This window comes from Peribacillus sp. TH14, from assembly GCF_016651145.1.
GTDB lineage: Bacteria > Bacillota > Bacilli > Bacillales > DSM-1321 > Peribacillus > Peribacillus butanolivorans.
The window spans coordinates 5,369,879-5,393,029 of record NZ_JAEKEK010000001.1 but is presented as its reverse complement, the minus strand read 5'-3'; the positions used below and the strand labels follow the sequence as shown (position 1 = coordinate 5,393,029).

The following is a 23,151-nucleotide window of genomic DNA, read 5'->3' as shown; positions in this document are numbered from 1 at the left end:
ATAACTTTATTGGTCACGATTAAAGATGGGCATGATATGTCTAACTGTTTTGACATCCATGTCCGTTTTTTTTATATAAACGCTGATAGACTAATACAAAAGCGGAGGTATTATGGTATCTCAAAAAAAGTTATTGGTAATACTTGCGCATCCTGATGATGAGTCATTTCTTTGTGGAGGAACGATCGCCAAAATTTCTAAACTTGGTGTACAGGTAACCTTACTTTGTGCAACAAAAGGTGAGATGGGCAGGCGTATGGGCAATCCCATTCTTACAACGAGAGAATCATTGCCGAAATTACGAGAACTAGAGTTAAAAAACGCATGCGAAGAATTAGGGATTAACGACCTGCGGTATTTAAATTTAAGGGATAAAACAATTGAGTTTGAAGATATAGATTTATTAGTAGAGCGAATTGTAAAAGTGATTCGAGAAATTAAACCTCAAGTAATAGTAACGTTTAATGAGAAATATGGGGGACATCCAGACCATTGTGCAATTGGTCGTGCAGCGACATTAGCATTTTCAAAATCAGGTGATTCAGATTTTTATCCAGATTCTGTTTTCTCTGCCTTTAAGGCTCAGAGCCTGTACTTTGTCCTTTGGCATACATATTATGAAAAATGGATAAAAGAGAGCATGCTGAAAAGTGTGACTAAAGTAAATATCTCAGAAACTCTGCAAAAAAAGATTCGGGCTTTAAGGTCTCATCGTTCCCAAACTTTAGCCGTTCCTGAATTATGGGATAATCAAAAACCTACTTTACCTTTTTTAACAGAATACGAGTACTTTATTAAAGGAAATCCTCCCTATATTATAGAAGAAACTGATCTTTTTCAAACAATAGAAATGTAGCGATGATACATGATTTTTAAAGCAAACCGGGTTACAAGTGGTCTTAATTTATCTGGAAAGGGGGAAGGAATGAATGCAATTAGAAAAATATAAGCCCCTAGAGGAAACAAGTGAGGGACAACAAAATTCAAAATTACCTCTACAAGAAAAGAAATCAAGCTTACTATTGTGGATTGGTGGTATTGCTTTTACATTTTTTATCGCACTTTTAGGTTTGGGGCTGTCTAAAATTACAGGATTTGATCGAATTGGACCGCTTGCTTGCTCAATTATTATTGCGGTCATTTATCGCCAAATCGCAGGCTATCCAGAAAAATTCCGTAAGGGCATTGAATTTTCCGCTAAAAAACTTCTCCGTTTTGCAATTATTTTATATGGTTTGAAATTAAATATTGATGTGATTTTTAATCAGGGTTTGCCATTATTGGTTCGTGACATAGGAACCGTAGCTTTTGCGATAATCGTAATGGTTCTGATTGCAAAGTGGTTAAAAGCTGACCCTTCAATTTCGCTACTTCTCGCGGTAGGAACGGGTGTGTGCGGTGCAGCAGCTATCGCAGCAATTTCTCCTATCGTAAAAGCAAAAGAAGAAGATACGGCCATAGGTGTAGGGATAATCGCTTTAATGGGGACACTTTTTTCCATAATTTATACCCTAATACGTCCTATCCTTCCAATATCAGCGTTGGATTATGGTATATGGTCTGGAATCAGTCTTCATGAAATAGCCCATGTTGCATTGGCAGGAGCCCCAGCAGGTGAAGATGCGCTAGCTATTGCGCTATTGGCTAAATTAGGTCGTGTCTTTTTACTCATCCCATTATGCTTCATTTTTATGTATTGGATGAAAAAACGTTCATCGGAAAAAACGGGTCAAGATGCAAAAATAGATTTTCCATGGTTCCTCGTTGGTTTTATAATTATGAGTTTAATTGGAAGTTATGTGTTTGGAACATATATCTCAGTTTCTCCAATCGTAATGGAGGGTATTTCTAAAACTACTACATTTATTTTGACAATGGCCATGATTGGTCTCGGACTAAATGTCAGCTTGCAGGCGCTTCGTACAAAAGCCATGCGTCCACTTTTGGCAATGACCATTACCTCGTTGCTTCTTTCTATAATCTCGTATTTTATAGTCTAAAGGTAGAGGATCTTATATTTTTTGGTGGAGCCTTCCAGTGTTGTCTATAAAATCACTAAGGAATTATTTAATACAGATAACATAATCCAGATGTAAGGGTATTTTTTAAACGTAAACATCTCCCACTTTGAACTGTATCCTGAATAGTTGTCACTATTCAGGGTTTTCTATATCCATGGATACTCGTTTAATTCATGCGAAGAGTATGAACATAGTAAATTATTTTTAATAATCATTGGAACCGTTTAGAGAGCAATCACTGTACAAAACTTTTCTGATTGTTCGAAAGTGAGAGTTTAATAGAAAACAAGACAGGGAACATCTCACATTTATTTCTAAACTAGACGAATCAATTGATACCGATTTATTTGAATATTATTACAATTTGGTTTACAATATAATCACTGATACGAACATCACAATGTCTTTTTCTGTTTGGAGGAAATTTTATGGAGCTAGACTTTAACAATCCAATCCCATTACATGTTCAATTAAAAATAATATTAGAAGACCAAATTTTACAAGGTTATTATAAGGACAAGATCCCAAGTGAAAGAGAACTCATGGATATGTATTCTGTTAGTAGAAGCACTGTAAGAGAAGCTGTATCTATTTTAGTTCGTGATGGGATATTAGAAAAAAGGCATGGTAAAGGGACCTTTGTATCTCTTAAACCAGTTCAAGAATGGCTTAAGATGATTAGTTTTACTGAGACGACTAAAAATATGGGGATTAAATTACTAAATCATGGTCGTGTATTGACTCCTGAAAATATAGCCGATGCAAATGGGTTTGAGGATGAATCATACCATATTAAGAGGCTACGGTTACAGGGGGATTTACCAATCGCAATTGAATTGCATTACTATTCTTTAGAACTTGGACAAAAATTAACGAAATTTGATTTAAGTACTACTGTTTTGTATGATGCACTCGAAGGTGATCTAAATATTAACTTTTGTGAAGCAGAACAAATTATAACATGCGGCTTTCCAACAAAAGAAGATGCTGAACATTTAGGTATAACAGAAGCTATGTGCTTGCTAATTACAGAACGAATGATTTTTGATTCTGATGGTAATTTAGTAGAATATTATAAAGGTTTATTCCGATCAGATATGTATTCATTTGCTATGAAAATGTCCCGAAAGAACAACTAATTTTGTAAATGTACTAATAAGTATTACCGACTGGATAAAATACCCTAAGCCTTTCTAAGAAAGTAGAGAGGCTTAGGGTATTTTTGGTTCTCTAATCGTTAATGTAGATTCTGATGGTTTTGAACAGATAAAAACGCCAGTCAAGTTATTCCTATAAAGGGCTTGATTGACCAACCTGAGGTGCTTATTATACATTTGAATTTCCACCCAAGCATTTAAGTTTGTTTCTAGGGTTTTAATTGTTAGTATAGAATTGAAACTTCATCAAGAAAGGACAAATTTTAAATGTCAAATATACAAATACCTGTATCGGTCTTAAATTTGGCCCCTATTCGCAAAGGGCAGGGGGCAAAAGAAGCCATTGATGCAATGGTTGATTTGGCGCAAGCCACTGAGAAAATGGGTTATAAACGATATTGGGTTGCAGAGCATCATAATACGCCAACACTAGTGAGCTCAGCTACTTCGATTTTAATTAAACATATCTTGGAACATACAGAACACATACGAGTTGGGTCTGGCGGAATTATGCTACCTAACCATTCTCCTTTGGTAGTAGCCGAACAATTTGGAACTATGGCAACTATCTATCCTAATCGATTGGACTTGGGTCTTGGCCGGGCTCCTGGTACAGATATGATGACCGCAAGTGCATTGAGACGTTCTCAAAATGATTCAGTCTACACATTTCCAAAAGATGTAAAGGATTTGCTTGCTTATTTTGGGCCCGAAGAGCTTCAAGGTTATATAAAAGCTTATCCAGGTGTTGGCACGAATGTTCCGATTTATATCCTCGGTTCATCAACGGATTCAGCGGTTTTAGCAGCTAAATTAGGTTTGCCGTATGTATTTGCTTCCCACTTTGCACCAAGGTATATGGATGAAGCCATTGCAATTTATCGTAATCAATTCCAGCCATCAGAATATCTGGACTCTCCATATATGATAGTATGTCTTAATGTGATTGCAGCAGAAAGTGATGAAGAGGCCAAATTTGAATCGACAACGATGCAGCAATTTTTCTTGAATGTTGTGCGAGGCTCACGAACGCTGTTAAGTCCTCCAATTGAAAACATGGATCACATTTGGAGTCAGCCAGAGAAAGAAATGGCTACATCGATGTCCAGTGTGACTTTGTTAGGAAGTAAACTTTCGATACGAGAACAGTTAACGAGTTTTCAAGAGAAGTATAACGTGGACGAAATCATGGCTGTATCTTATATTTATAATCCTGACAAACAAAAACGTTCTTATGAACTTTTAAAAGAAGTGGTTGATGGCAATTAACGAATGAAAGTAAAAAGTAAACCCTGTCTAAGCGATAGGGTTTGCTTTTTATTAGAAGGACCATATCGTAGATTGGACTGTAATTCAACAATCGGGGCGCTATAGTTGAAGATTATTGTATAAGCTAACTTCCTATGCGAAATACCTTTTGTTTACATAGAACAGAATATTGGCAATTAAAAAGTTTTTATACTCAAAATAAATAGTTTGAGAATCAACTTCTGTTAATTAAAGCTATTTTAGTTTTTCTTGAGGATTAGCATTCAACTATCATTATAATTTTATATTACTTTATTGATATTCTTAAGCAGCTGCCATAAATGACTCCTGGAGAGTCGATGAAACGTATATCAAGTAAAAGGTCAATGAATGTATCTGTATCGTGCAGTGGATTCCAAAGGAAACACGATTGATTTTTATCTCAGTAAAACAAGAGACAAAAAGGCTGCAAACACTTCTTCAAGAAAGCTTAACGGTCTTTTCATGTTTCTAAACCTCGCGTCATTACGTAAAATGGGGTTTAGGTGGATAAATTCAAGGTTATACATACTCTATACTTTCGGATTCAATAGTATTTTGCTTGAGCACCAAAACAGATGGTGAGTATAAGGTTAAGGCGAATGAATATCACTGATTTACTTATTTTTTCTGTGGTTTTAGGTTGTCTTTAAGGCAGCTTTTTCATTATTAAACTGAGGGAGTTCAAGAGTGCATTTTGATCTTTGTTCATGCCAGATTTGTGGACTAAAGATTATTGTGCAAACTAAAGGATAATTCTTTGCAAATAAAAACCATTCTATATCGAATGGTTTTTATCTTTATCTCTATTTGCTGTTGGATTAGGGTTATTTAATAAACTACCAATTAATGGGATGAAATAATTGAGAATTGGCCCTCCTAAACAAACGGTTAATAGAGTTCCGATACCAATTGGTCCATTGAATATGATTGCCATTACTAAGAAAACAAGATAAATTAATGTTTTTGAAAACAGTATATTCATTCCAGTTAAATCTTGAATGATGAACATCAAACGGTCTACAGGAATTGGAGCAAAATTTGCATGTAAGTAGATAGCTGTTCCTAGTCCTATAACAACTAATCCAACCCCTAAACAAACAAGTTTAATGAGTATTTGTTCTGGCTGAACCAAGTTATGTAATAAAAAAAGCCATATATCAATTCCAAGACCTGTTATAAAAGCTGTTAGTAAACCAAAAAATTCTGGTCTTTGTCTTTTTAAAAGTGAATTACAAAATATCATGATAAATGCTATTATAAATTCCCAGCTTCCAACCGTTAGTCCGACTTGTATAGAAAGGCCGACCAAAAGGGCATCAAATGGTGATGTTCCAAGGTCTGATTGTATGGTTAAAGAACAACCAAGGGCTAATAGTATGATTCCTAACACATAGAGGATAAATTTCGTGTTACTCACATTTAACACATTTATTCATTAGCTAATTCTTTTATCATTAAAATATGTGGACTACCATCTTCCATAAAAACATTTGATGAAGTTTGATAGCCGAGTTTTTTATAAAAACCCTCTGCTTGTGTTTGCCCATGTAATTTAACCTGGGATATTTCCTTTTCTTTTGCGATTTCTTCTAATGTTTTAATAATTATTTTTCCAAGACCAAATTTACGGTAAGGCTCTAAGATACAAATTCTCTCCAATTTACCTAAACCATCAACAACTCTTAACCTTCCAGTTCCGACAGGTTTTTCATTATAATAGACTAAAATATGTTCTGATAGTCCATTAAGTGTATCAAATTCATCAAATTCATCTTCTAATGAGAAACCTTGTTCCTCAACAAATACTTCTTTTCTGATATGAAAAGCATTTTTTAAATCGCTATCTACTGTTATTCTCTTTGAATCCAATGATCTTCCTCCCTTTTCTAGATTTATTTAATTATACAAGTCATAATAACTTTATGACCTTTTATTAGTATAAATGAAATTATTTTTGTTGTAAATACAACAAAAAAGTTAGGGGTTTTTTTAATGATGGAAATACTTCGTGAAATTGGAATGATAGCAAGAGCATTGGACTCTATAAGTAATATAGAATTTAAAGAATTTGACCTTACAAAAGGGCAGTATTTGTATCTTGTTCGAATATGTGAAAATCCTGGAATCATTCAAGAAAAGGTAGCAGAAATGATAAAGGTTGACCGCACGACAGCGACTCGTGCAATTAAAAAACTGGAGATTCAAGGTTTTATTGAAAAGAAAAATGATGATAACAACAAAAAAATTAAAAAGTTATATCCAACTGATAAGGGCGAAAATGTTTATCCCTTTTTAAAGAAAGAAGGAGAGTATACCGACAAGGTTGCATTATCTGGATTTTCTTTGGAAGAAACAGAAACAATATTTCATCTTCTTCAAAAGGTCAGAAAAAATATTGAGGTAGATTGGGAATTCGTAAAAAAAGGAAATAAAAGGGGGTATTGATATAGGCTTATATATTATCCCTGCTTCATAGATGACTAAACGGGGCATTAGTTGAGGCAACATAAGCTAATTTGCATCTGTACTTCTTAAATGAGAAAGATATGTAAAGTGAATAATGTAAAAACCTCTAACACCCATAACCCGTTCTAGAAATTAATTTGGATAATCTTTGTGTTGTAAGGATTGATGGAGTTGTTCAAAATTTTATATAGTTGTGGATATGAATTTAATAGAAAGAGGCTCGAATTTCTATTTGAAATTGAGCCTCTTTCTTATTATCCAGCTACATTTTCAGTGAACTGACTATTGTAAAGATCTGCATAGAAACCATTTACCTCTAAAAGTTCTGAATGTGTTCCTTGCTCAATCACCTTTCCTTGATCCATAACAAGAATCAAATCTGCATCCTTAATCGTTGAGAGACGATGGGCAATTACAAAGCTAGTACGTCCTTCCATCAGTCGCTTCATCGCCTTTTGGATAAAGACCTCGGTCCTAGTGTCCACACTCGACGTCGCTTCATCCAATATCATGATTGGTGGATCTGCAAGGACAGCTCGTGCGATTGTCAAAAGCTGCTTTTGACCTTGTGAGATGTTCGAGGCTTCTTCGTTTAAGACTGTCTCATAACCATCTGGTAGTGTCCGAATGAAATGATCGGCATGTGCCGTACGAGCAGCTGCGAAAATTTCATCATCTGTTGCTCCATTTTTTCCATAAGCGATATTGTCTTTAATCGTACCATTAAAGAGCCAGGTGTCTTGAAGCACCATCCCAAAGTTCTTTCGAAGGTCATTCCGAGACATATTCCGTGTATCTAGACCATCAATCTTAATCTTTCCGCCATTGAGTTCATAAAATCTCATCAAGAGATTTATCATTGTCGTTTTTCCAGCACCAGTCGGTCCAACAATTGCGACCGTCTGTCCAGACAAGACATCAATGTTCATATCTTTAATTAACAAGTCTTCACCGTATCCAAAATCTACATGTTCAAAAGTTACATCGCCATTTGCTCTCATTATACTAGCTGTCGTTTTTTCTTTCATTTCCTCTTCTTCATCGAGTAGTTCAAAGACACGCTCAGCTGCAGCAACCGTCGACTGAATAATGTTTGCAATGTTAGCTGTTTGTGTGATCGGCTGGGTGAACTGCTTTGAATATGTGATAAATGCTTGAATATCACCAATTGAGATCGAACGTTGCGTTACCAATATCCCGCCGACAACGCTGATAAGGACATAACTCAAATTTCCGATAAAGAACATCATAGGCATGATGATACCAGATATAAACTGTGCTTTACTTCCCGCTTTATACAATTCTTCATTAACCAAAACAAACTGGGCGCTTGCCTTTTTTTCATGTCCGAATGCTTTAACGACTTGATGGCCAGTATACATTTCTTCAATGTGCCCATTTAATTGTCCGAGTGTGCGCTGTTGATCGGCAAAATGTTTTTGGGATCTTTTTAAAATGGGCCGGATTGCAAATATTGACAAAGGTAAGCTGACAATCGAGATTAATGTCAATAACGGGCTTATCGAAAGCATCATAATGATAATCCCCAAAATTGTAACAATTGATGTGATGAACTGCGTTAAGCTTTGTTGAAGGGTGCTCCCGATTGTATCAATGTCATTTGTCATTCGGCTTAGTGTTTCTCCGTTAGGACGTCCTTCAAAATATTTGAGAGGAAGTTTCTCAAGCTTTCTATTAACATCTTCTCGAAGATCATATACTGTATCTTGTGCAACACTAGACATAATGTATTGTTGTACATAGTTGAAAAGACTGCTTAAGGCATACAGTCCAGCAAGTAGTAGAAGAATCTGTCCAATTTTATCAAAGTTAATAGTTGCTCCTGGTATTCCTTGGAATTTCCCGTAAGCTCCTTCGAATAATTCTGTAATCGCCGTTCCCATGATTTTGGGCCCTACAATCATAAAAATTGTACTCATGATTGCAGCGAAGAACACGGCAATCAATTTGTTGCGTCGGGGTTTTAAATAAGCCAAGAGACGTCTTAGTGTTCCTTTAAAATCTTTTGCTTTTTGACCCATCATCATCATGTTACCGCCACCAGGGCCATGCCCCATTTGCCCGCCGCTTTGAGGTTTTTTTTGATTACTCATGCAATTTCCTCCTCTGAGAGCTGTGATAAGGCGATTTCACGGTATACGTCGTTTGTACTAAGCAACTCTTGGTGTGTACCCATGCCTACAATGTGTCCTTCATCTAACACGATGATTCGGTCAGCGTCTACAACCGTACTAACACGCTGTGCAACAAGTAATACCGTCGCATTTTTTGTTTCATCTTTCAGGGCTGCACGAAGGTTGGCATCTGTCTTGAAATCAAGTGCAGAAAAGCTATCATCGAATATATAAATATCTGGTTTTCGAATGAGTGCTCTTGCAATCGAGAGTCGTTGTTTTTGTCCACCTGATAGGTTTGAGCCGCCTTGTTCGATTTCTGCATTATAGCCGTCTTTCATTTTGCTTATAAAATCTTCTGCTTGCGCAATACGAGCCGCATGCTCAATTTCCTCCTGTGTGGCTGTTTGTTTTCCAAAGCGAATGTTGTCAGCAATAGTACCCGTAAAGAGGATGGCTTTTTGTGGCACAAAGCCAATTTTTGAACGGATTTCATCTTGTGATGCCATACGAATATCAACACCATTAACGCGAATAGATCCACTTGAAATATCATAAAAGCGAGGGATCAAATTGACGAGCGTTGATTTTCCTGAACCTGTTCCACCGATGATTGCGGTGATCTCACCAGGTCTTGCAGAAAAACTAATATCCGATAATGCAGGTTCTTCTGCTCCTGGGTAACTGAACGATACATGTTCAAATTCAAGTGTACCGTGTTCACGATCTGCCTTATCTGTTCCCTCATCTAGGAATGAAGGTTTCATGTCAAGGACTTCGTTTATCCGAGTTGCCGACACAGCCGCACGAGGAACCATAACGAACATCATGGATGCCATAACAAGTGCGAACATAATTTGCATCACATATTGGATAAAGGCCATTAAGTCCCCAATTTGCATACCGCCGTTATCAATTCGAACTCCACCAAACCAAATGATACCAACAACCGTCAAGTTCATGACAAGCATCATTATAGGCATCATAAAGGCCATAACTTTATTTACTTTAATCGAGACATCTGTCAATTCTTTATTAGCTTTCTTAAGGCGTTCCTTCTCTTGGGTTTCACGATTAAAGGCACGAATGACGCGAATCCCAGTTAAATTTTCTCGTAATACAAGGTTCAACCGGTCTAATCGTTTTTGCACCGTTTGAAAAAGAGGCACACCTTTATATAGAATAAGCAGGATCGAACCAATCAACACAGGCATTGCGACGACAATAACAAGGGATAATTTGGCATCCTTCGAAACGGCCATAATCACTCCGCCGACTAGCATAATAGGTGCACTGATAACCATACGAAGCATCATAATAACCACTTGCTGGACTTGTGTTATATCATTGGTCGTCCGTGTAATTAGTGACGCGGTACCGACTTCGTCAAATTCTTGTAACGAAAATTTTTCAACATGATTAAAGACTTTCAGGCGGACATCGCGTCCCATTCCCATTGCTGCTTTTGACGAATAGTAGCTTGCGATAATGGAAGCACAAGCGCCAAGAGCTGAAACTAACAACATCAAACCACCAATTTTCCAAATGTAGGAGGTGTCTCCAGGAACGACACCTTTGTCAATAATATCGGCCATTAGTGTAGGCAAAAAGAGGTCCGACATTGATTGAACAAAGACTAGACCGAAAACTGCTAAAATAATCCACTTATAAACGGATAAATTTTTCAGTATTTTTATCATTTTGTACACTCTCCTTGTTCTGTTGCTTGTGCTTCCAAATAGTTTGTAATTTGAAGATGCGTTTCAAGTAACTCTTCAAACTGTTCTTCAGTAAGTAATTCAATGACCGTTTGAAAGATTTGGTGAATACTGCCTTCATGCATATGAATCGTTTTTAACAAATTTCTTCCCTTTTCGGTGATGGACAACTGGATTTCACGCCGGTTGCCCTCCACATGCTCACGATGGAGCATGCCAGCTCGAACGAGACCATCGACCGCTTGGCTCAGTGTGCTTTTTGGAAGAAATGTTTTCTCCCCAACGTTTTTTTGAGTCATATCCTCGTGAAGAATAATGGCCATCAAAATAGAATATTGGGGAACTGTTAATCCATTTTCTACTGCTGTTTTTTGAACGAATCGCATGATATTTTTCTGCACGTTCGAAAATGAACGTAATAGTTGTACTGAACGCATTAATTCTTGATTTTCACTCTCCACTCAACTTCACCATTCTTCCTATTTTGAACTGTTCCATAACGAACAGTTCATTTTATGAATTATTTAAATTTACATCTATTTTTCCGCTTAGTCAAGCAAAAAACAATTGCATCATTTCAGTGTGTATCTTGCCCTTAGTGCTAACCTAAAAAACAAGTTTTAAACTTCAGTCAAGTACTAAACTTATTCAACAAAGGAGGTAAGGGGTTTATCTATGCGGCTCGATTATTCGGTTAGGTATATGGACAACTAATTCAATAATTGAGTTCTGGAATACAAACTAAAAAAATTGATTAATTAATAAGGAAATCTTCGAATTTGATAGAGCTTGGGTGCTTTACTGTTTTACAATATTAAACTGCGTAGAGTGATTTTTTTATAGTATATAGAGTTCTCTTTTGACTAAAATCCGTTTGCTACCCTAGAAAGCGTTATGAGAGTGGAAGGAAGAATAGTGATAAAGCAGTGCTCTTAACGATGCCTTGTGGATTGTTTGATTTGCTCTTAATTCAAAAGACAAGAAAATAATCTGATTACCAAAGTGGAATTAGTTGAAAATGTGAGATAGAAAGTGTTAGGATAATATTACTAAAGTTAGTACCAGGTAATAACACTAGATGATAACGTAAATGAGAATGGTGTTAAATAGAAAGCATGTATTACATAATAGGAACTTTTCATCCCTGGTGGATACATAACCAAATTTAATTTTGTCAAAATCAGTTAAAGAGAAAGTATTGTGTTTCAGGTTACAGCGTTCCGTTTTGTATTTAAGGGTGCGAGTATGAAGACTAACATTCGGTTTTAAAAGAAAAATGTACTAATTATTAGGAGGGATGATGACGTATGGTTGAAAACCGTCATCTACAGGCAGGTCTCAGTGATGAAAAAGTGCTTGAGATGTATAAAGTGATGTTATTAGCAAGACGTATAGATGAGCGGATGTGGTTATTAAACCGATCAGGGAAAATTCCATTTGTTGTTTCTTGTCAAGGACAAGAAGCCGCTCAAGTAGGGGCTGCGTTTGCATTAAATCGTGAAAAGGATTATGTACTTCCCTATTATCGAGATCTTGGAGTAGTGCTTGCGTTTGGGATGACCGCTAAAGATCTAATGTTATCCAGTTTTGCAAAAGCAGAAGATCCGAATTCAGGGGGGCGTCAAATGCCTGGCCATTTCGGGCAAAAAAAGAATCGCATCGTGACGGGTTCATCGCCTGTTACAACTCAAGTACCACATGCGGTTGGAATTGCACTAGCTGCAAAAATGGAAGGGAAAGATATCGTTTCATTTGTTACTTTTGGAGAAGGTTCATCTAATCAAGGTGACTTCCATGAAGGAGCAAATTTTGCTGGCGTTCATAAACTCCCGGTTATCTTGATGTGCGAGAATAATCAATATGCCATTTCCGTTCCAATTGAAAAACAGTTAGCGTGTACAAAAGTATCGGATCGGGCCATTGGTTATGGAATGCCAGGTGTAACGGTTGACGGAAATGATCCGATTGAAGTATACCAGGTGGTAAAAGAAGCCGCCGAAAGAGGCAGACGAGGCGATGGGCCAAGTTTAATAGAAACTGTTTCATATAGGTTAACACCCCACTCAAGCGATGATGATGACAGTATGTATCGCTCACCTGATGAAGTGGCAGAAGCAAAAAAAATAGATTCGATTATTACATTTGGTGCCTATTTAAAAGCAACAGGGGTCCTAGATGATCAACTTGAGAAACAAATTAATGACGAGATAATGGACGTTGTGAACGAAGCGACTGATTATGCAGAAAAAGCTCCATATGCAAATGAAGAAACGCTCTCGAAATACGTTTATGCAGATAAGTAAGGAGGAAAGAAGATGGCTGTAATTTCTTATATAGATGCAGTGATAATGGCTATACGCGAAGAAATGGAACGCGATCCGCGTGTATTTGTACTAGGTGAGGATGTAGGGAAAAAAGGCGGGGTTTTTAAAGCAACAACTGGTTTATATGAACAATTCGGAGAACAACGGGTTATTGATACTCCGCTTGCTGAATCGGCTATAGCTGGGGTTGGCATTGGTGCGGCTATGTATGGAATGAGGCCGATTGCAGAAATGCAATTTGCTGATTTTATCATGCCTGCAATCAACCAAATTATTTCAGAGGCTGCCAAAATACGTTATCGCTCTAATAATGACTGGCAATGTCCAATAGTCATTAGAGCTCCATACGGCGGCGGAGTCCATGGGGCGTTATATCATTCACAATCCGTAGAAGCCATTTTTGCCAATCAACCAGGGCTGAAAATTGTCATGCCATCCACGCCATATGACGTGAAAGGGTTATTAAAAGCAGCTATTCGTGATGAAGACCCAGTTCTTTTCTTTGAACATAAACGTGCTTATCGCCTAATTAAAGAAGAAGTACCGACTGATGATTATGTATTACCTATTGGCAAAGCAGATGTGAAGCGTTACGGTGATGACGTTACCGTGATTACTTACGGCCTTTGTGTTCATTTTGCGCTTCAGGCAGCTGAAAAATTGGCCAGTGATGGGATATCTGTTTATATTCTTGATTTACGAACCGTTTATCCATTAGATCAAGAAGCCATTATTGAAGCAGCATGCAAAACTGGAAAAGTTCTATTAATTACAGAAGATAATAAAGAAGGAAGCATTATTAGTGAAGTGTCAGCCATTATTGCAGAAAACTGTCTTTTTGATCTGGATGCACCGATAATGAGACTCGCCGGTCCGGATGTTCCAGCCATGCCATATTCTCCACCATTGGAAAAATCCTTTATGGTGAATCCTGAAAAAGTAGAAAAAGCTCTACGGGATCTTGCAGCCTATTAAATTATCGGCAGGGAGGGTATGAAAATTGAAAATACAACAAATGAAAATGCCTCAGCTAGGGGAAAGTGTTACGGAAGGAACAATCAGCAAGTGGCTCGTTAGGCCTGGAGACCATGTGAATAAATATGATTCAATTGCGGAAGTGATGACTGATAAAGTCACAGCGGAAATCCCTTCGTCTTTTACCGGAAAGATTATAGAAATTTTTGCAAAAGAAAATGAGACAATGGTAGTTGGCGAAGTGATTTGTGCGATAGAAGTGGAAAATGTCAGTGAAAAGAAGGAAGACAGTGACCAACAATTAGTCGAAAGCCTGAAAACGATTGAAACAACAACTAGCACTAATCACCTTAAAACAAGATATTCACCAGCCGTATTAAAAATTTCACAGGAAAATGGCATTGATTTAACTAAAGTCAAAGGATCGGGAAGAGACGGAAGAATCACCCGGAAAGATTTAGTGAAACTTCTTGAAAAAGGAGTGAATAAAATTGAAGAAAATCAGGAGTTGGCACCAACAGTTATTGCTTCAAAACAAGATCCTGTTGAAAAATCGTTTTCTTCCATTGAGACATCAGTCCATTCAGTTGGCGATATAGAGATTCCTATTACAGGAATCAGAAAAACAATTGCAGCCAATATGGTGAAAAGTAAACATGAAGTCCCGCACGCTTGGATGATGGTCGAAGTCGATGCAACAAACCTTGTTAAGAATCGCGATTCATTAAAAGCTGAATTCAAGCAAAAAGAAGGCTATAATTTAACATACTTTGCATTTTTCATCAAAGCAGTATCACAAGCTCTAACCGAATTTCCGGAGATGAACTCTATGTGGGCTGGTGATAAAATCATTCAAAAAAAGGATATTAATATATCAATTGCTGTAGCTGCGAGTAATGCTCTTTTTGTTCCAGTGATTAAACATGCGGACGAAAAATCAATTAAGGGACTAGCCAGGGAGGTTCATGAACTCGCTCAAAAAGCGCGAACAGGAAAGTTGAAACCAGAAGATATGCAGAATGGGACATTTACAGTTAATAACACGGGGGCATTCGGATCTATTCAGTCGATGGGAATTATTAACCATCCACAGGCAGCCATCCTTCAAGTTGAGTCTATCGTCAAACGTCCAGTAATCATTGATGATATGATCGCGGTAAGGAATATGGTGAATTTATGTTTGTCGATTGACCATCGGGTACTTGATGGTTTAGTATGCGGTAAATTTTTAGCTAGAATAAAAGAAATTATTGAAACTGCTTTTCAGGAAGGTGCCTCCATTTATTGAGAAAAATATACCTTACACATAAGGCGTGTTTAATTAACTGGAGGTAAATGTATGCGGACTGAAGCTGACATGATTGAATTAATATTAAAAATTGCAGAAAAAGATGATCGAGTCCGTGCTGTGGGAATGAATGGTTCACGAACGAATACGAAAGTTCCAAAAGATGTGTTTCAGGATTATGATATCGTTTATATTGTGACCGAAATGGAATCTTTCATACGAGACCATAAATGGATTGATGTTTTTGGTGAACGAATCATTATGCAAAAACCTGAAGAAATGTCATTATTTCCACCAGAATTAGGAGGGCGTTTCTCTTATTTAATGCAGTTTACAGACGGAAACCGTATTGACCTATTATTAGTTCCTTTCGATGAAAAAGATGTTTATTGCAAAGAGGATAAACTTACGATTATTTTAATGGACAAGGATAATTGCCTTCCTTCAATTCCTAATCCGACCGATGTAGATTATTGGATTAAAAAACCTTCTACCGAATTCTTTGATGATTGTTGCATTGAATTTTGGTGGGTATCAACTTATGTAGCAAAGGGTTTATGGAGAAAGGAAATTCTATATGCACAAGAGCATCTTAACAATGTCAGATTAATGCTTATTCAAATGCTAGAATGGCAGGTAGGTATTGAAACGAACTTTTCAGTAAGCGTTGGTAAACACGGCAAATATTTGGAGTGTTTTTTGACTGAAAAGAGTTGGCAGAAGCTTCTTTCCACTTATGCAGATGGAAGTTATGATGGTGTTTGGAGAGCTTTATTTTCAATGTGTGATCTTTTTGATAGTACAGCGATGTATGTTGGAAAACATTTGAATTATGAATATCCTTATGAAAATGAAAAGAGTGTTATTACATACCTAAAACATATCCAAAACTTATCGCCCAATGCTACTGACATTTTTTAAGCTTTTTTAGCAAACATGTAAGTTCAAATGAATTGGGGAATATATGATGTATTTCTAAACAAGTGAAGTATAAGGTAATTGGAAGCGGATTTTTCCGATACTAGCGACATCTCCAATTACCTGTTCCCAAAAAAACTGAACCTTCATGAAACTAGCCACTTATTAATTCAAATTAAGCAACTTCTCAATTTATCCCATATACAATCACTCATCATTTATAGCCCAGCCTCGGATAAGCAGGCATTACTAAGGACTTCTCAGAAGAAACGACAGCCTTTTCCTATCAGCAATACAATTAGATCAGTATGAAATGTTTGACATTATTTTTTTTATGTTTAAAATTACTTTGAAATAAAGATATATGTATTCGAGATAAATATAAAGAATTCTGGAGGGAATAAACGTTATGACAAAAGATTTTTACACGGCTATTAAAGAAAGACGTTCTTATTATGGAATCAATAAAGAAGTACAAGTTTCAGATGACAAAATAAAGGACATTGTTGAATTTGCAGTAAAATACACTCCATCAGCTTTCAATTCTCAATCAGCACGCCTTGTTGTGTTAACAGGCGAAGCACATGATAAATTATGGGACATCACGACTGAAACGTTGAGAAAAGCAGTTGGAGAAGGAGATTTTACAGGTACTCAACAAAAAATGGATTCCTTTAAATCCGGTTATGGAACAGTATTATTCTTTGAAGATAAGGCGGTTGTGAAATCTCTTCAAGAACAATTCGCTTTATATGCTGATAATTTCCCAATTTGGTCACAACAAGCTTCAGGTATGCATCAATTAGTTGTGTGGACAGCATTGGAAACAGAAGGATTAGGAGCAACATTACAGCATTATAATCCACTAATTGATGATGAAGTGAAAAATGAATGGAACATCCCAAGTAACTGGAAACTAATTGCTCAAATGCCATTTGGTAATCCAACAGCTCCAGTGGGAGAAAAAGAATTTCAACCACTTGAAGATCGTGTTAAATTTTATAAATAAAATTGATTAGGAAGAAATAACTTTTAGTAGTCGCATTACGTATTAGCGAAAAGTTATATATCTAAGAAGTTCATGACCCCCTAATGGCAGCGACACTAAAAAAGTCTTCTATTCGGGTTTTTCTTTGCCAATAGATAGAGAACTATTAATAAATGGATTTTATTATGATGAGTAACAGCGAGTAAAAAGATTGAGTTCAAGTAAGGTCATATTAACAAAGGTTGCATAATTGTAATCATAATCCATATTTGTTGACAGAGAATGATATCCATGATAAATTATCTTTAAATGAAGATATATTAATTCGAGATAATTGACTGAAGATAAAACTCTAAACACAATATCACTTGAATAGACAATCGACGTTAAAGGAAAAATGTAGTAACCGATTACGAATGAGTGAATCAGCAAAAAGCGACAGTACCCAATAAGCCAAATTGTCGATTTTAGTAGGAGGAATATAAATGAATGAATTAAAAGGAATCCACCACGTAACAGCCATTACAAGTAGTGCAGAAAAGAATTATGAATTTTTCACTTATATTTTAGGAATGCGTTTAGTCAAAAAAACGGTAAACCAAGATGATATTCAAACATATCACCTATTTTTTGCAGATGATGTTGGTGGTCCAGGTACAGATATGACTTTCTTCGACTTCCCTGGTATTCCAAAAGGAGTACATGGCACTAATGAAATTTCAAAAACATCTTTCCGTGTACCAAATGATAAAGCATTAGAGTATTGGGTTAAACGTTTTGATCGTCTAGAGGTTAAAAATACCGGAATTCAAGAACAATTTGGTAAAAAAATCATTTCATTTGTTGATTTTGATGACCAGCAATATCAATTGATTTCAGATGAAAACAATGAAGGCGTTGCTGCGGGGATACCATGGCAAAAAGGACCTATTCCTTTAGAATATGCTATTACAGGATTAGGCCCCATTTTTATACGGATTGCCAACTTTGATTATTTTAAAGAAATGTTGGAAAAAGTTTTATTATTTAAAGAAATAGGGAAAGAAGGATCATTTCATTTATTTGAAGTTGGAGAAGGTGGGAATGGTGCTCAAGTAATTGTAGAGCATAATGCAATTCTTCCTCAAGCACGGCAAGGTTTTGGTACTGTTCACCATACTGCATTCCGTGTTGAAGACCGTTCTGTTTTAGAAGAATGGATTAAAAGAATGGAAAGCTTCCAATTTCAAACGTCTGGTTATGTAGACCGTCACTTTTTTGAGTCACTTTACGTAAGAGTGGCACCGCAAATTTTATTCGAATTTGCAACAGATGGCCCTGGCTTTATGGGAGATGAGCCATACGAAGCGCTAGGAGAAAAATTATCTTTACCGCCATTCTTAGAACCAAAACGTGAACAAATTGAAAAATTAGTTCGTCCAATTGATACAGTAAGAAGTACAAAGGAATTCATTAAAGAATAATTGATGTGAATTACATCTTTAAACGAATTATATGCTGGTTTGTTCCTAATACTAAAACAGGTAGAAATAATATGAAAAGAATGATTCAAGATACATTTTAAAAATAGTTCAGGAGGAAATGAGTTATGACTAAAGATTTTTATACAGCTATTAAAGAAAGACGTTCTATTTATGGAATAAATAATGAGGTAAAAGTATCAGATGAAAAGATTAAAGAGATTGTTGAATTTGCTGTAAAACATACCCCATCGGCATTTAATTCTCAATCTTCCCGTCTTGTTGTGTTAACTGGTGAAGCACATAATAAATTATGGGATATTACTACTGAAACGTTAAGAAAAGCGGTTGGAGGGGGAGATTTTACAGGTACTCAACAAAAAATGGATTCCTTTAAATCTGGATACGGAACAATATTATTCTTGGAAGATGAATCTGTTGTGAAATCGCTTCAAGAACAATTTGCAACATATGCTGATAACTTCCCAATCTGGTCACAACACACCTCAGGTATGCATCAACTGGTTGTTTGGACAGCACTGGAAGCAGAAGGATTAGGAGCAACTTTGCAAAGCATTATAATCCACTAATTGATGATGAAGTGAAAAAAGAATGGAGTATACCAAATAATTGGAAAATGATTGCGCAAATGCCATTTGGTAATCCAACTGCTCCAGCGGGAGAAAAAGAATTCCAACCACTTGAAGACCGTATTAAATTTTACAAATAAAGTGGACTAGGAAGAAAAACTTTGTTGAGAGCCAATACTAAATTGGCTCTTTCTTTGTACTCATTTTGCACATGCTTTTTCAGAATCACAAATGTAAATGTTATCCTGAAATGATATTTCAAAATGTAAAGTCGCATTTTAAGTTAGTTTATAGGTAATAGTTCTGTTTGTTATTCAATTCTTTAAAAATGAGAGCTATTCCTTGGTCTAGCTTTTGTATATTTGTATTGGACACATTTAATTTTAATATTTTTTCTTGGTGAAAGCCGTCTATATAATTTTGACCTATCGTCTCTACAAGTACTTGTTGATTCTGTAAGTTTTTTATGAGGTGAGCACTATTTAAACGATGAGGTAGCACGATATGAGAATTCATACATATGGATGCTGGGCGATAAAAGCCTAGGGTAGAGTGCTTTTCTAGAGCATCATATAGCAAGTTTGCACGCATTAAATAGGACAGACGTACTTTGTTTCTATGACGTTCAAACATGCCGCTTTTTATGTAGATTTCCAAGGCTGCTTGTGAAATCATTGAACTATCAATATCGGCTGTTCTTTTATAAAGTTGGAAGCTGTCTACTAATGATTTAGGCAATACGGCGACACCTATGCGTAATCCTGGAAACATTATTTTAGAAAAACTTTTTAAATAAATGACCATGTGATGAGTATCCTCGGAAAAAATAGGGTCTACCTTCAAATTTTCTTCGAAATCTGCTAAATAATCATCTTCTACAATATAAACACCATACTTTACAGCAAGTTTTAGTATCTCTTCTCTGTCCTTTTTAGAGTAAGAAGTCCCTAACGGATTATGAAAACGAGGCATCGTATAAAAAAATTTAATATCCTGACTTCTAAAAATCCTCTCTAATTCCCCTAAATCAATACCTTCTGCTGTTCTTTGGATTCCTAGCACGGAAATCTTGTACGCTTTCAATTGTTCCACAAATAGATGATAGCTGGGCTGTTCCACAAGTATATGAGTACGTTCATTTGGAAAGGGGATGAACGTTAATAAGGAAAGTGCTTGTTGCACGCCAGAAGTAATGAAAATCTGTTCTTCTTTTGCGAATACCTGATATTGCTCTAATTGTTTTTGTATCACTTTAATTAAAGAGGGTAGTCCTTTTGGAGTGCCATAGATAAACAATTCTTGCTGATAGGTATCGATGGCTTTGTTGATACAATGTTGAAAGTCATGATACGGAAATTGATGCCAAGCAGGAGCGGAGGTAACAAAATCGATTTCCGAAGTTGGTTCACTTTTAGCATCAAATTCTTTTTGCACGACATAATATCCACTTTTAGGAACCGAGTAGATTAAATGCCTCTTTTCCAATTCTTGCAGGGCTTTCAAGACTGTACTTTTACTACATTGATGTTTATCGCTTAATTGACGAATAGATGGGAGTTTAAAGCCCGCTTTGAGCTGTCCATTCTGGATGAGAGATTCAAATTCATTAAACAAAGCTACGTATTTTAGCATGTATACCTCCTATAAACTGTACCGTTACAGATGCTTCTTATTTGTATTGTATCGTAGTGGAACTTTTAATACGATACTAACAACCGGCCGAGTGATGAAAAGGAGGATTTACGCATATGTCAGAACAAAAAAAAGCCTATTTTGCGGCGATAGTATATGCCATTATTATTGGATTTTCATTTATCTTTACAAAAATATCATTAATAGAAGCGAGTCCGCTAGATACTTTAGCACATCGATTTACGATGGCTTTTTTGATCGCTATAATTTTAAAGCTGTTGTATAGGAGGTCTTCAGTGAAGATGAGTGCAAAGGATACTTTGAAAATTCTTCCGTTGGTGTTCCTTTATCCAATTTTATTCTTTACATTTCAAGTGTTTGGTCTCGTTTATACTTCATCTTCAGAAGCGGGTATTATCCAAGCGACCATACCAATTTTTACGTTATTATCAGCTTCATTATTTTTGAAAGAATATGCTGGTAAAGGTCAAAAATTTTTTCTTTATTTATCTGTGATGGGGGTTATCTTTATCTTTGTCATGAACGACTTGCAACTTGAGGCTCATAGTTTGAAAGGAACGATACTGATCTTATTATCCTCAATTGCTGCAGCTTTCTATAATGTGTTAGCAAGGACATTAACAAAGCAATATTCACTATTTACGTTAACTTATGTGATGACGTTCTTTGGTTTTGTTGCTTTTAATAGCATGGCCATCATCAACCATATAATTAACCAATCAATTAGTAGCTTTTTTTTACCCTTAACAAGTAGTTCATTTCTCATTTCAATCGTATATCTTGGTGCATTATCGTCACTGCTTACTGGGTTTTTATCAAACTATGCATTATCTATATTACCTGCCTCTAAAATGAGCGTTTTTAGTAATTTAGCAACATTGATTACGATCATAGCTGGGGTGATTTTCTTACATGAATCCATTCACTATTATCACGTTGTAGGTGCGATGATTATTCTTGTTGGTGTTATTGGCACGAACTATCTTGGTAGTAATCGGTCAAAGCATATTAATAAGACTATTGCCGATCCATTGATGAAAAAGGGGAGTAAAGTGAATGAATAAATATGTTTTATTACTCTTGATTAGCTGTATATGGGGATCTCAATTCTTCTTTATTGCATTAGTTATAGATGATGTTGGGGTTATTACTTTGTCAGCCATCAAAGCATGTATAGGTGGTATCTGTTTACTCTTCATTGGCTTTTTTTTATCGAAAGAAGAGCGAAGAGTAAATAAGAGTTATTATAAATGGTATATAATCATTGCGGTTTTCGAGGTTGTACTGCCATTTGCATTCATTGCACAAGGCCAGAAAACGGTGCCTAGCAGTGTCGCAGCGATGTTGATTGGAATGGTTCCTGTTTTTACTATCCTCTTTTTAATAGCATTTTTCAAAAGAAAAAGCACAATGCCGGAGATTACAAGTATCCTATTCGGATTTGCAGGTATTGTCTTTCTTTCCTGGCCAACACACGGTTTTCAAGATCTTTTCAACAGCATTCAGGGTAATATCCTATTGATATTAGCAGCTATGAGTTTTGGATTATCATTGATTATCCTGGAGAAATTAAACGAGGGATCTTCCGTTATTCATATGAGAAATGTATTACTGATTGCCAGTGCAATGCTCATCCCAATGTCCCTAGTGTTTGAGCAATCTTTCGAATTGGATTTAGAACGATCTCAATCTATTTACTTAGTCATTTTAGGCATTTTCCACGCTGGTGTTGTTTATGCATTATTTAATAGGCTGATTCGGCAAGAAGGCGCGTTATTTACGTCATTTAGTAATTATATTGTGCCAGTCATAGGAATGATTTTAGGCTTTTTCTTTTTACATGAAGCGTTGTCTATTCAACAGTTGATTGGAATGGGTGTTATTATGATGTCATTAGTTTTATCAGACGAAAAAATAATAACCATGTTGATAAGAAAGTAGTTTTTTATATTATTTGAACTCTGGTCCGTTATCTTTATACTTATAAACAAAGTAATTTTAGAATTCGTATATTTAACGAAACCAAATTGAGAAAAGGGGAGCAGGTTTAATATAACTTTGTAAGATCATTTTTTGTTTTTTGATCCGCAAATGATTTATATAGTAGAAGAAGCATCTGCTGAGGTTAATGCAGATGCTTCTTCTACTAAAAGGGGTAACTGATTTAT

General features: G+C 36.1%; 19 protein-coding genes and 2 pseudogenes. 15 read left to right on the top strand and 6 right to left on the bottom strand.

All coding sequences use genetic code 11. From position 1 onward, the window contains the following. Window positions 1-112: 112 nt before the first annotated feature. The 5 genes and pseudogenes from JFU50_RS25940 to JFU50_RS25920 form a co-directional block, all read left to right on the top strand. Window positions 113-856, top strand: coding sequence for a PIG-L family deacetylase (locus tag JFU50_RS25940; protein ID WP_201224754.1), 744 nt, complete (start codon window positions 113-115; stop codon window positions 854-856). Window positions 857-929: 73 nt separating this feature from the next. Beyond that, window positions 930-2,000, top strand: coding sequence for a YeiH family protein (locus JFU50_RS25935; RefSeq protein ID WP_201224753.1), 1,071 nt, complete (start codon window positions 930-932; stop codon window positions 1,998-2,000). Window positions 2,001-2,449: 449 nt separating this feature from the next. After that, entirely contained in the window at window positions 2,450-3,160 is a 711-nt protein-coding gene (locus JFU50_RS25930; protein ID WP_201180891.1) for a GntR family transcriptional regulator, read from the top strand. A gap of 285 nt (window positions 3,161-3,445) precedes the next feature. Continuing rightward, on the top strand, window positions 3,446-4,447 hold the full coding sequence (locus JFU50_RS25925; RefSeq protein ID WP_201224752.1) for an LLM class flavin-dependent oxidoreductase: 1,002 nt from the start codon (window positions 3,446-3,448) through the stop codon (window positions 4,445-4,447). Between the two features lie 319 nt (window positions 4,448-4,766). After that, window positions 4,767-4,917, top strand: a pseudogene (locus tag JFU50_RS25920) (DDE-type integrase/transposase/recombinase); the annotation flags it as partial. 326 nt (window positions 4,918-5,243) lie between these two features. On the opposite strand, the gene JFU50_RS25915 reads toward JFU50_RS25920, so the two are convergent. Together JFU50_RS25915 and JFU50_RS25910 are read right to left on the bottom strand one after the other, a co-directional pair. Then, a complete protein-coding gene (locus JFU50_RS25915) occupies window positions 5,244-5,858 on the bottom strand; it encodes a YczE/YyaS/YitT family protein (protein WP_342366321.1) in 615 nt (204 codons plus the stop codon). Between the two features lie 38 nt (window positions 5,859-5,896). Further along, complete coding sequence (locus tag JFU50_RS25910; RefSeq protein WP_057215098.1) at window positions 5,897-6,337, bottom strand: GNAT family N-acetyltransferase; 441 nt, start codon at window positions 6,335-6,337, stop codon at window positions 5,897-5,899. Window positions 6,338-6,460: 123 nt separating this feature from the next. On the opposite strand from JFU50_RS25910, the gene JFU50_RS25905 reads away from it, so the two are divergent. After that, the gene (locus JFU50_RS25905; RefSeq protein WP_201224751.1) at window positions 6,461-6,913 is read left to right on the top strand and encodes a MarR family winged helix-turn-helix transcriptional regulator; all 453 of its coding nucleotides are present in this window, start codon (window positions 6,461-6,463) and stop codon (window positions 6,911-6,913) included. 275 nt (window positions 6,914-7,188) lie between these two features. Here the strand turns inward: JFU50_RS25905 and JFU50_RS25900 are convergent, their stop codons facing one another. From JFU50_RS25900 to JFU50_RS25890, 3 genes are read right to left on the bottom strand one after another with little or no spacing between them, the layout of a single operon-like run. Further along, the gene (locus JFU50_RS25900) at window positions 7,189-9,048 is read right to left on the bottom strand and encodes an ABC transporter ATP-binding protein (RefSeq protein ID WP_201224750.1); all 1,860 of its coding nucleotides are present in this window, start codon (window positions 9,046-9,048) and stop codon (window positions 7,189-7,191) included. Beyond that, window positions 9,045-10,769, bottom strand: a complete 1,725-nt coding sequence (locus JFU50_RS25895; protein ID WP_057215106.1) for an ABC transporter ATP-binding protein — start codon at window positions 10,767-10,769, stop codon at window positions 9,045-9,047. Before JFU50_RS25895 ends, JFU50_RS25900 begins: the two co-directional genes overlap by 4 nt. After that, the gene (locus JFU50_RS25890) at window positions 10,766-11,248 is read right to left on the bottom strand and encodes a MarR family winged helix-turn-helix transcriptional regulator (protein WP_201180887.1); all 483 of its coding nucleotides are present in this window, start codon (window positions 11,246-11,248) and stop codon (window positions 10,766-10,768) included. The genes JFU50_RS25895 and JFU50_RS25890 overlap by 4 nt, the downstream gene beginning before the upstream one ends. An 846-nt stretch (window positions 11,249-12,094) precedes the next feature. On the opposite strand from JFU50_RS25890, the gene JFU50_RS25885 reads away from it, so the two are divergent. The 7 genes and pseudogenes from JFU50_RS25885 to JFU50_RS25855 all read left to right on the top strand — a co-directional run bounded on the left by JFU50_RS25885 (window position 12,095) and on the right by JFU50_RS25855 (window position 19,470). Continuing rightward, entirely contained in the window at window positions 12,095-13,090 is a 996-nt protein-coding gene (locus tag JFU50_RS25885) for a thiamine pyrophosphate-dependent dehydrogenase E1 component subunit alpha (RefSeq protein ID WP_201224749.1), read from the top strand. 12 nt (window positions 13,091-13,102) lie between these two features. Beyond that, window positions 13,103-14,086 (top strand): alpha-ketoacid dehydrogenase subunit beta, encoded by a 984-nt coding sequence (locus tag JFU50_RS25880; protein ID WP_201224748.1) that lies wholly within the window; start codon window positions 13,103-13,105, stop codon window positions 14,084-14,086. A 25-nt stretch (window positions 14,087-14,111) separates the two neighbouring features. Continuing rightward, window positions 14,112-15,374 carry a dihydrolipoamide acetyltransferase family protein gene (locus JFU50_RS25875; RefSeq protein WP_201180883.1) on the top strand — a complete coding sequence of 421 codons (1,263 nt, stop codon included), beginning with the start codon at window positions 14,112-14,114 and terminating at the stop codon, window positions 15,372-15,374. A gap of 51 nt (window positions 15,375-15,425) precedes the next feature. Continuing rightward, a complete protein-coding gene (locus JFU50_RS25870; protein WP_201224747.1) occupies window positions 15,426-16,295 on the top strand; it encodes an aminoglycoside 6-adenylyltransferase in 870 nt (289 codons plus the stop codon). A 406-nt stretch (window positions 16,296-16,701) separates the two neighbouring features. Then, entirely contained in the window at window positions 16,702-17,301 is a 600-nt protein-coding gene (locus tag JFU50_RS25865; RefSeq protein WP_098174704.1) for a nitroreductase family protein, read from the top strand. A 464-nt stretch (window positions 17,302-17,765) separates the two neighbouring features. Next, window positions 17,766-18,743: a ring-cleaving dioxygenase gene (locus JFU50_RS25860; RefSeq protein WP_201224746.1), complete on the top strand. Its 978-nt coding sequence runs from the start codon at window positions 17,766-17,768 to the stop codon at window positions 18,741-18,743. 125 nt (window positions 18,744-18,868) lie between these two features. Further along, window positions 18,869-19,470, top strand: a pseudogene (locus tag JFU50_RS25855) (nitroreductase family protein). Between the two features lie 148 nt (window positions 19,471-19,618). Here JFU50_RS25855 and JFU50_RS25850 read toward each other — a convergent pair. Further along, window positions 19,619-20,962: an aminotransferase-like domain-containing protein gene (locus JFU50_RS25850; RefSeq protein ID WP_201180877.1), complete on the bottom strand. Its 1,344-nt coding sequence runs from the start codon at window positions 20,960-20,962 to the stop codon at window positions 19,619-19,621. Window positions 20,963-21,078: 116 nt separating this feature from the next. On the opposite strand from JFU50_RS25850, the gene JFU50_RS25845 reads away from it, so the two are divergent. Together JFU50_RS25845 and JFU50_RS25840 are read left to right on the top strand one after the other, a co-directional pair. Continuing rightward, window positions 21,079-22,047, top strand: coding sequence for a DMT family transporter (locus JFU50_RS25845; protein WP_201224745.1), 969 nt, complete (start codon window positions 21,079-21,081; stop codon window positions 22,045-22,047). Beyond that, the gene (locus JFU50_RS25840; RefSeq protein WP_201224744.1) at window positions 22,040-22,924 is read left to right on the top strand and encodes a DMT family transporter; all 885 of its coding nucleotides are present in this window, start codon (window positions 22,040-22,042) and stop codon (window positions 22,922-22,924) included. Before JFU50_RS25845 ends, JFU50_RS25840 begins: the two co-directional genes overlap by 8 nt. Window positions 22,925-23,151: the final 227 nt, after the last annotated feature.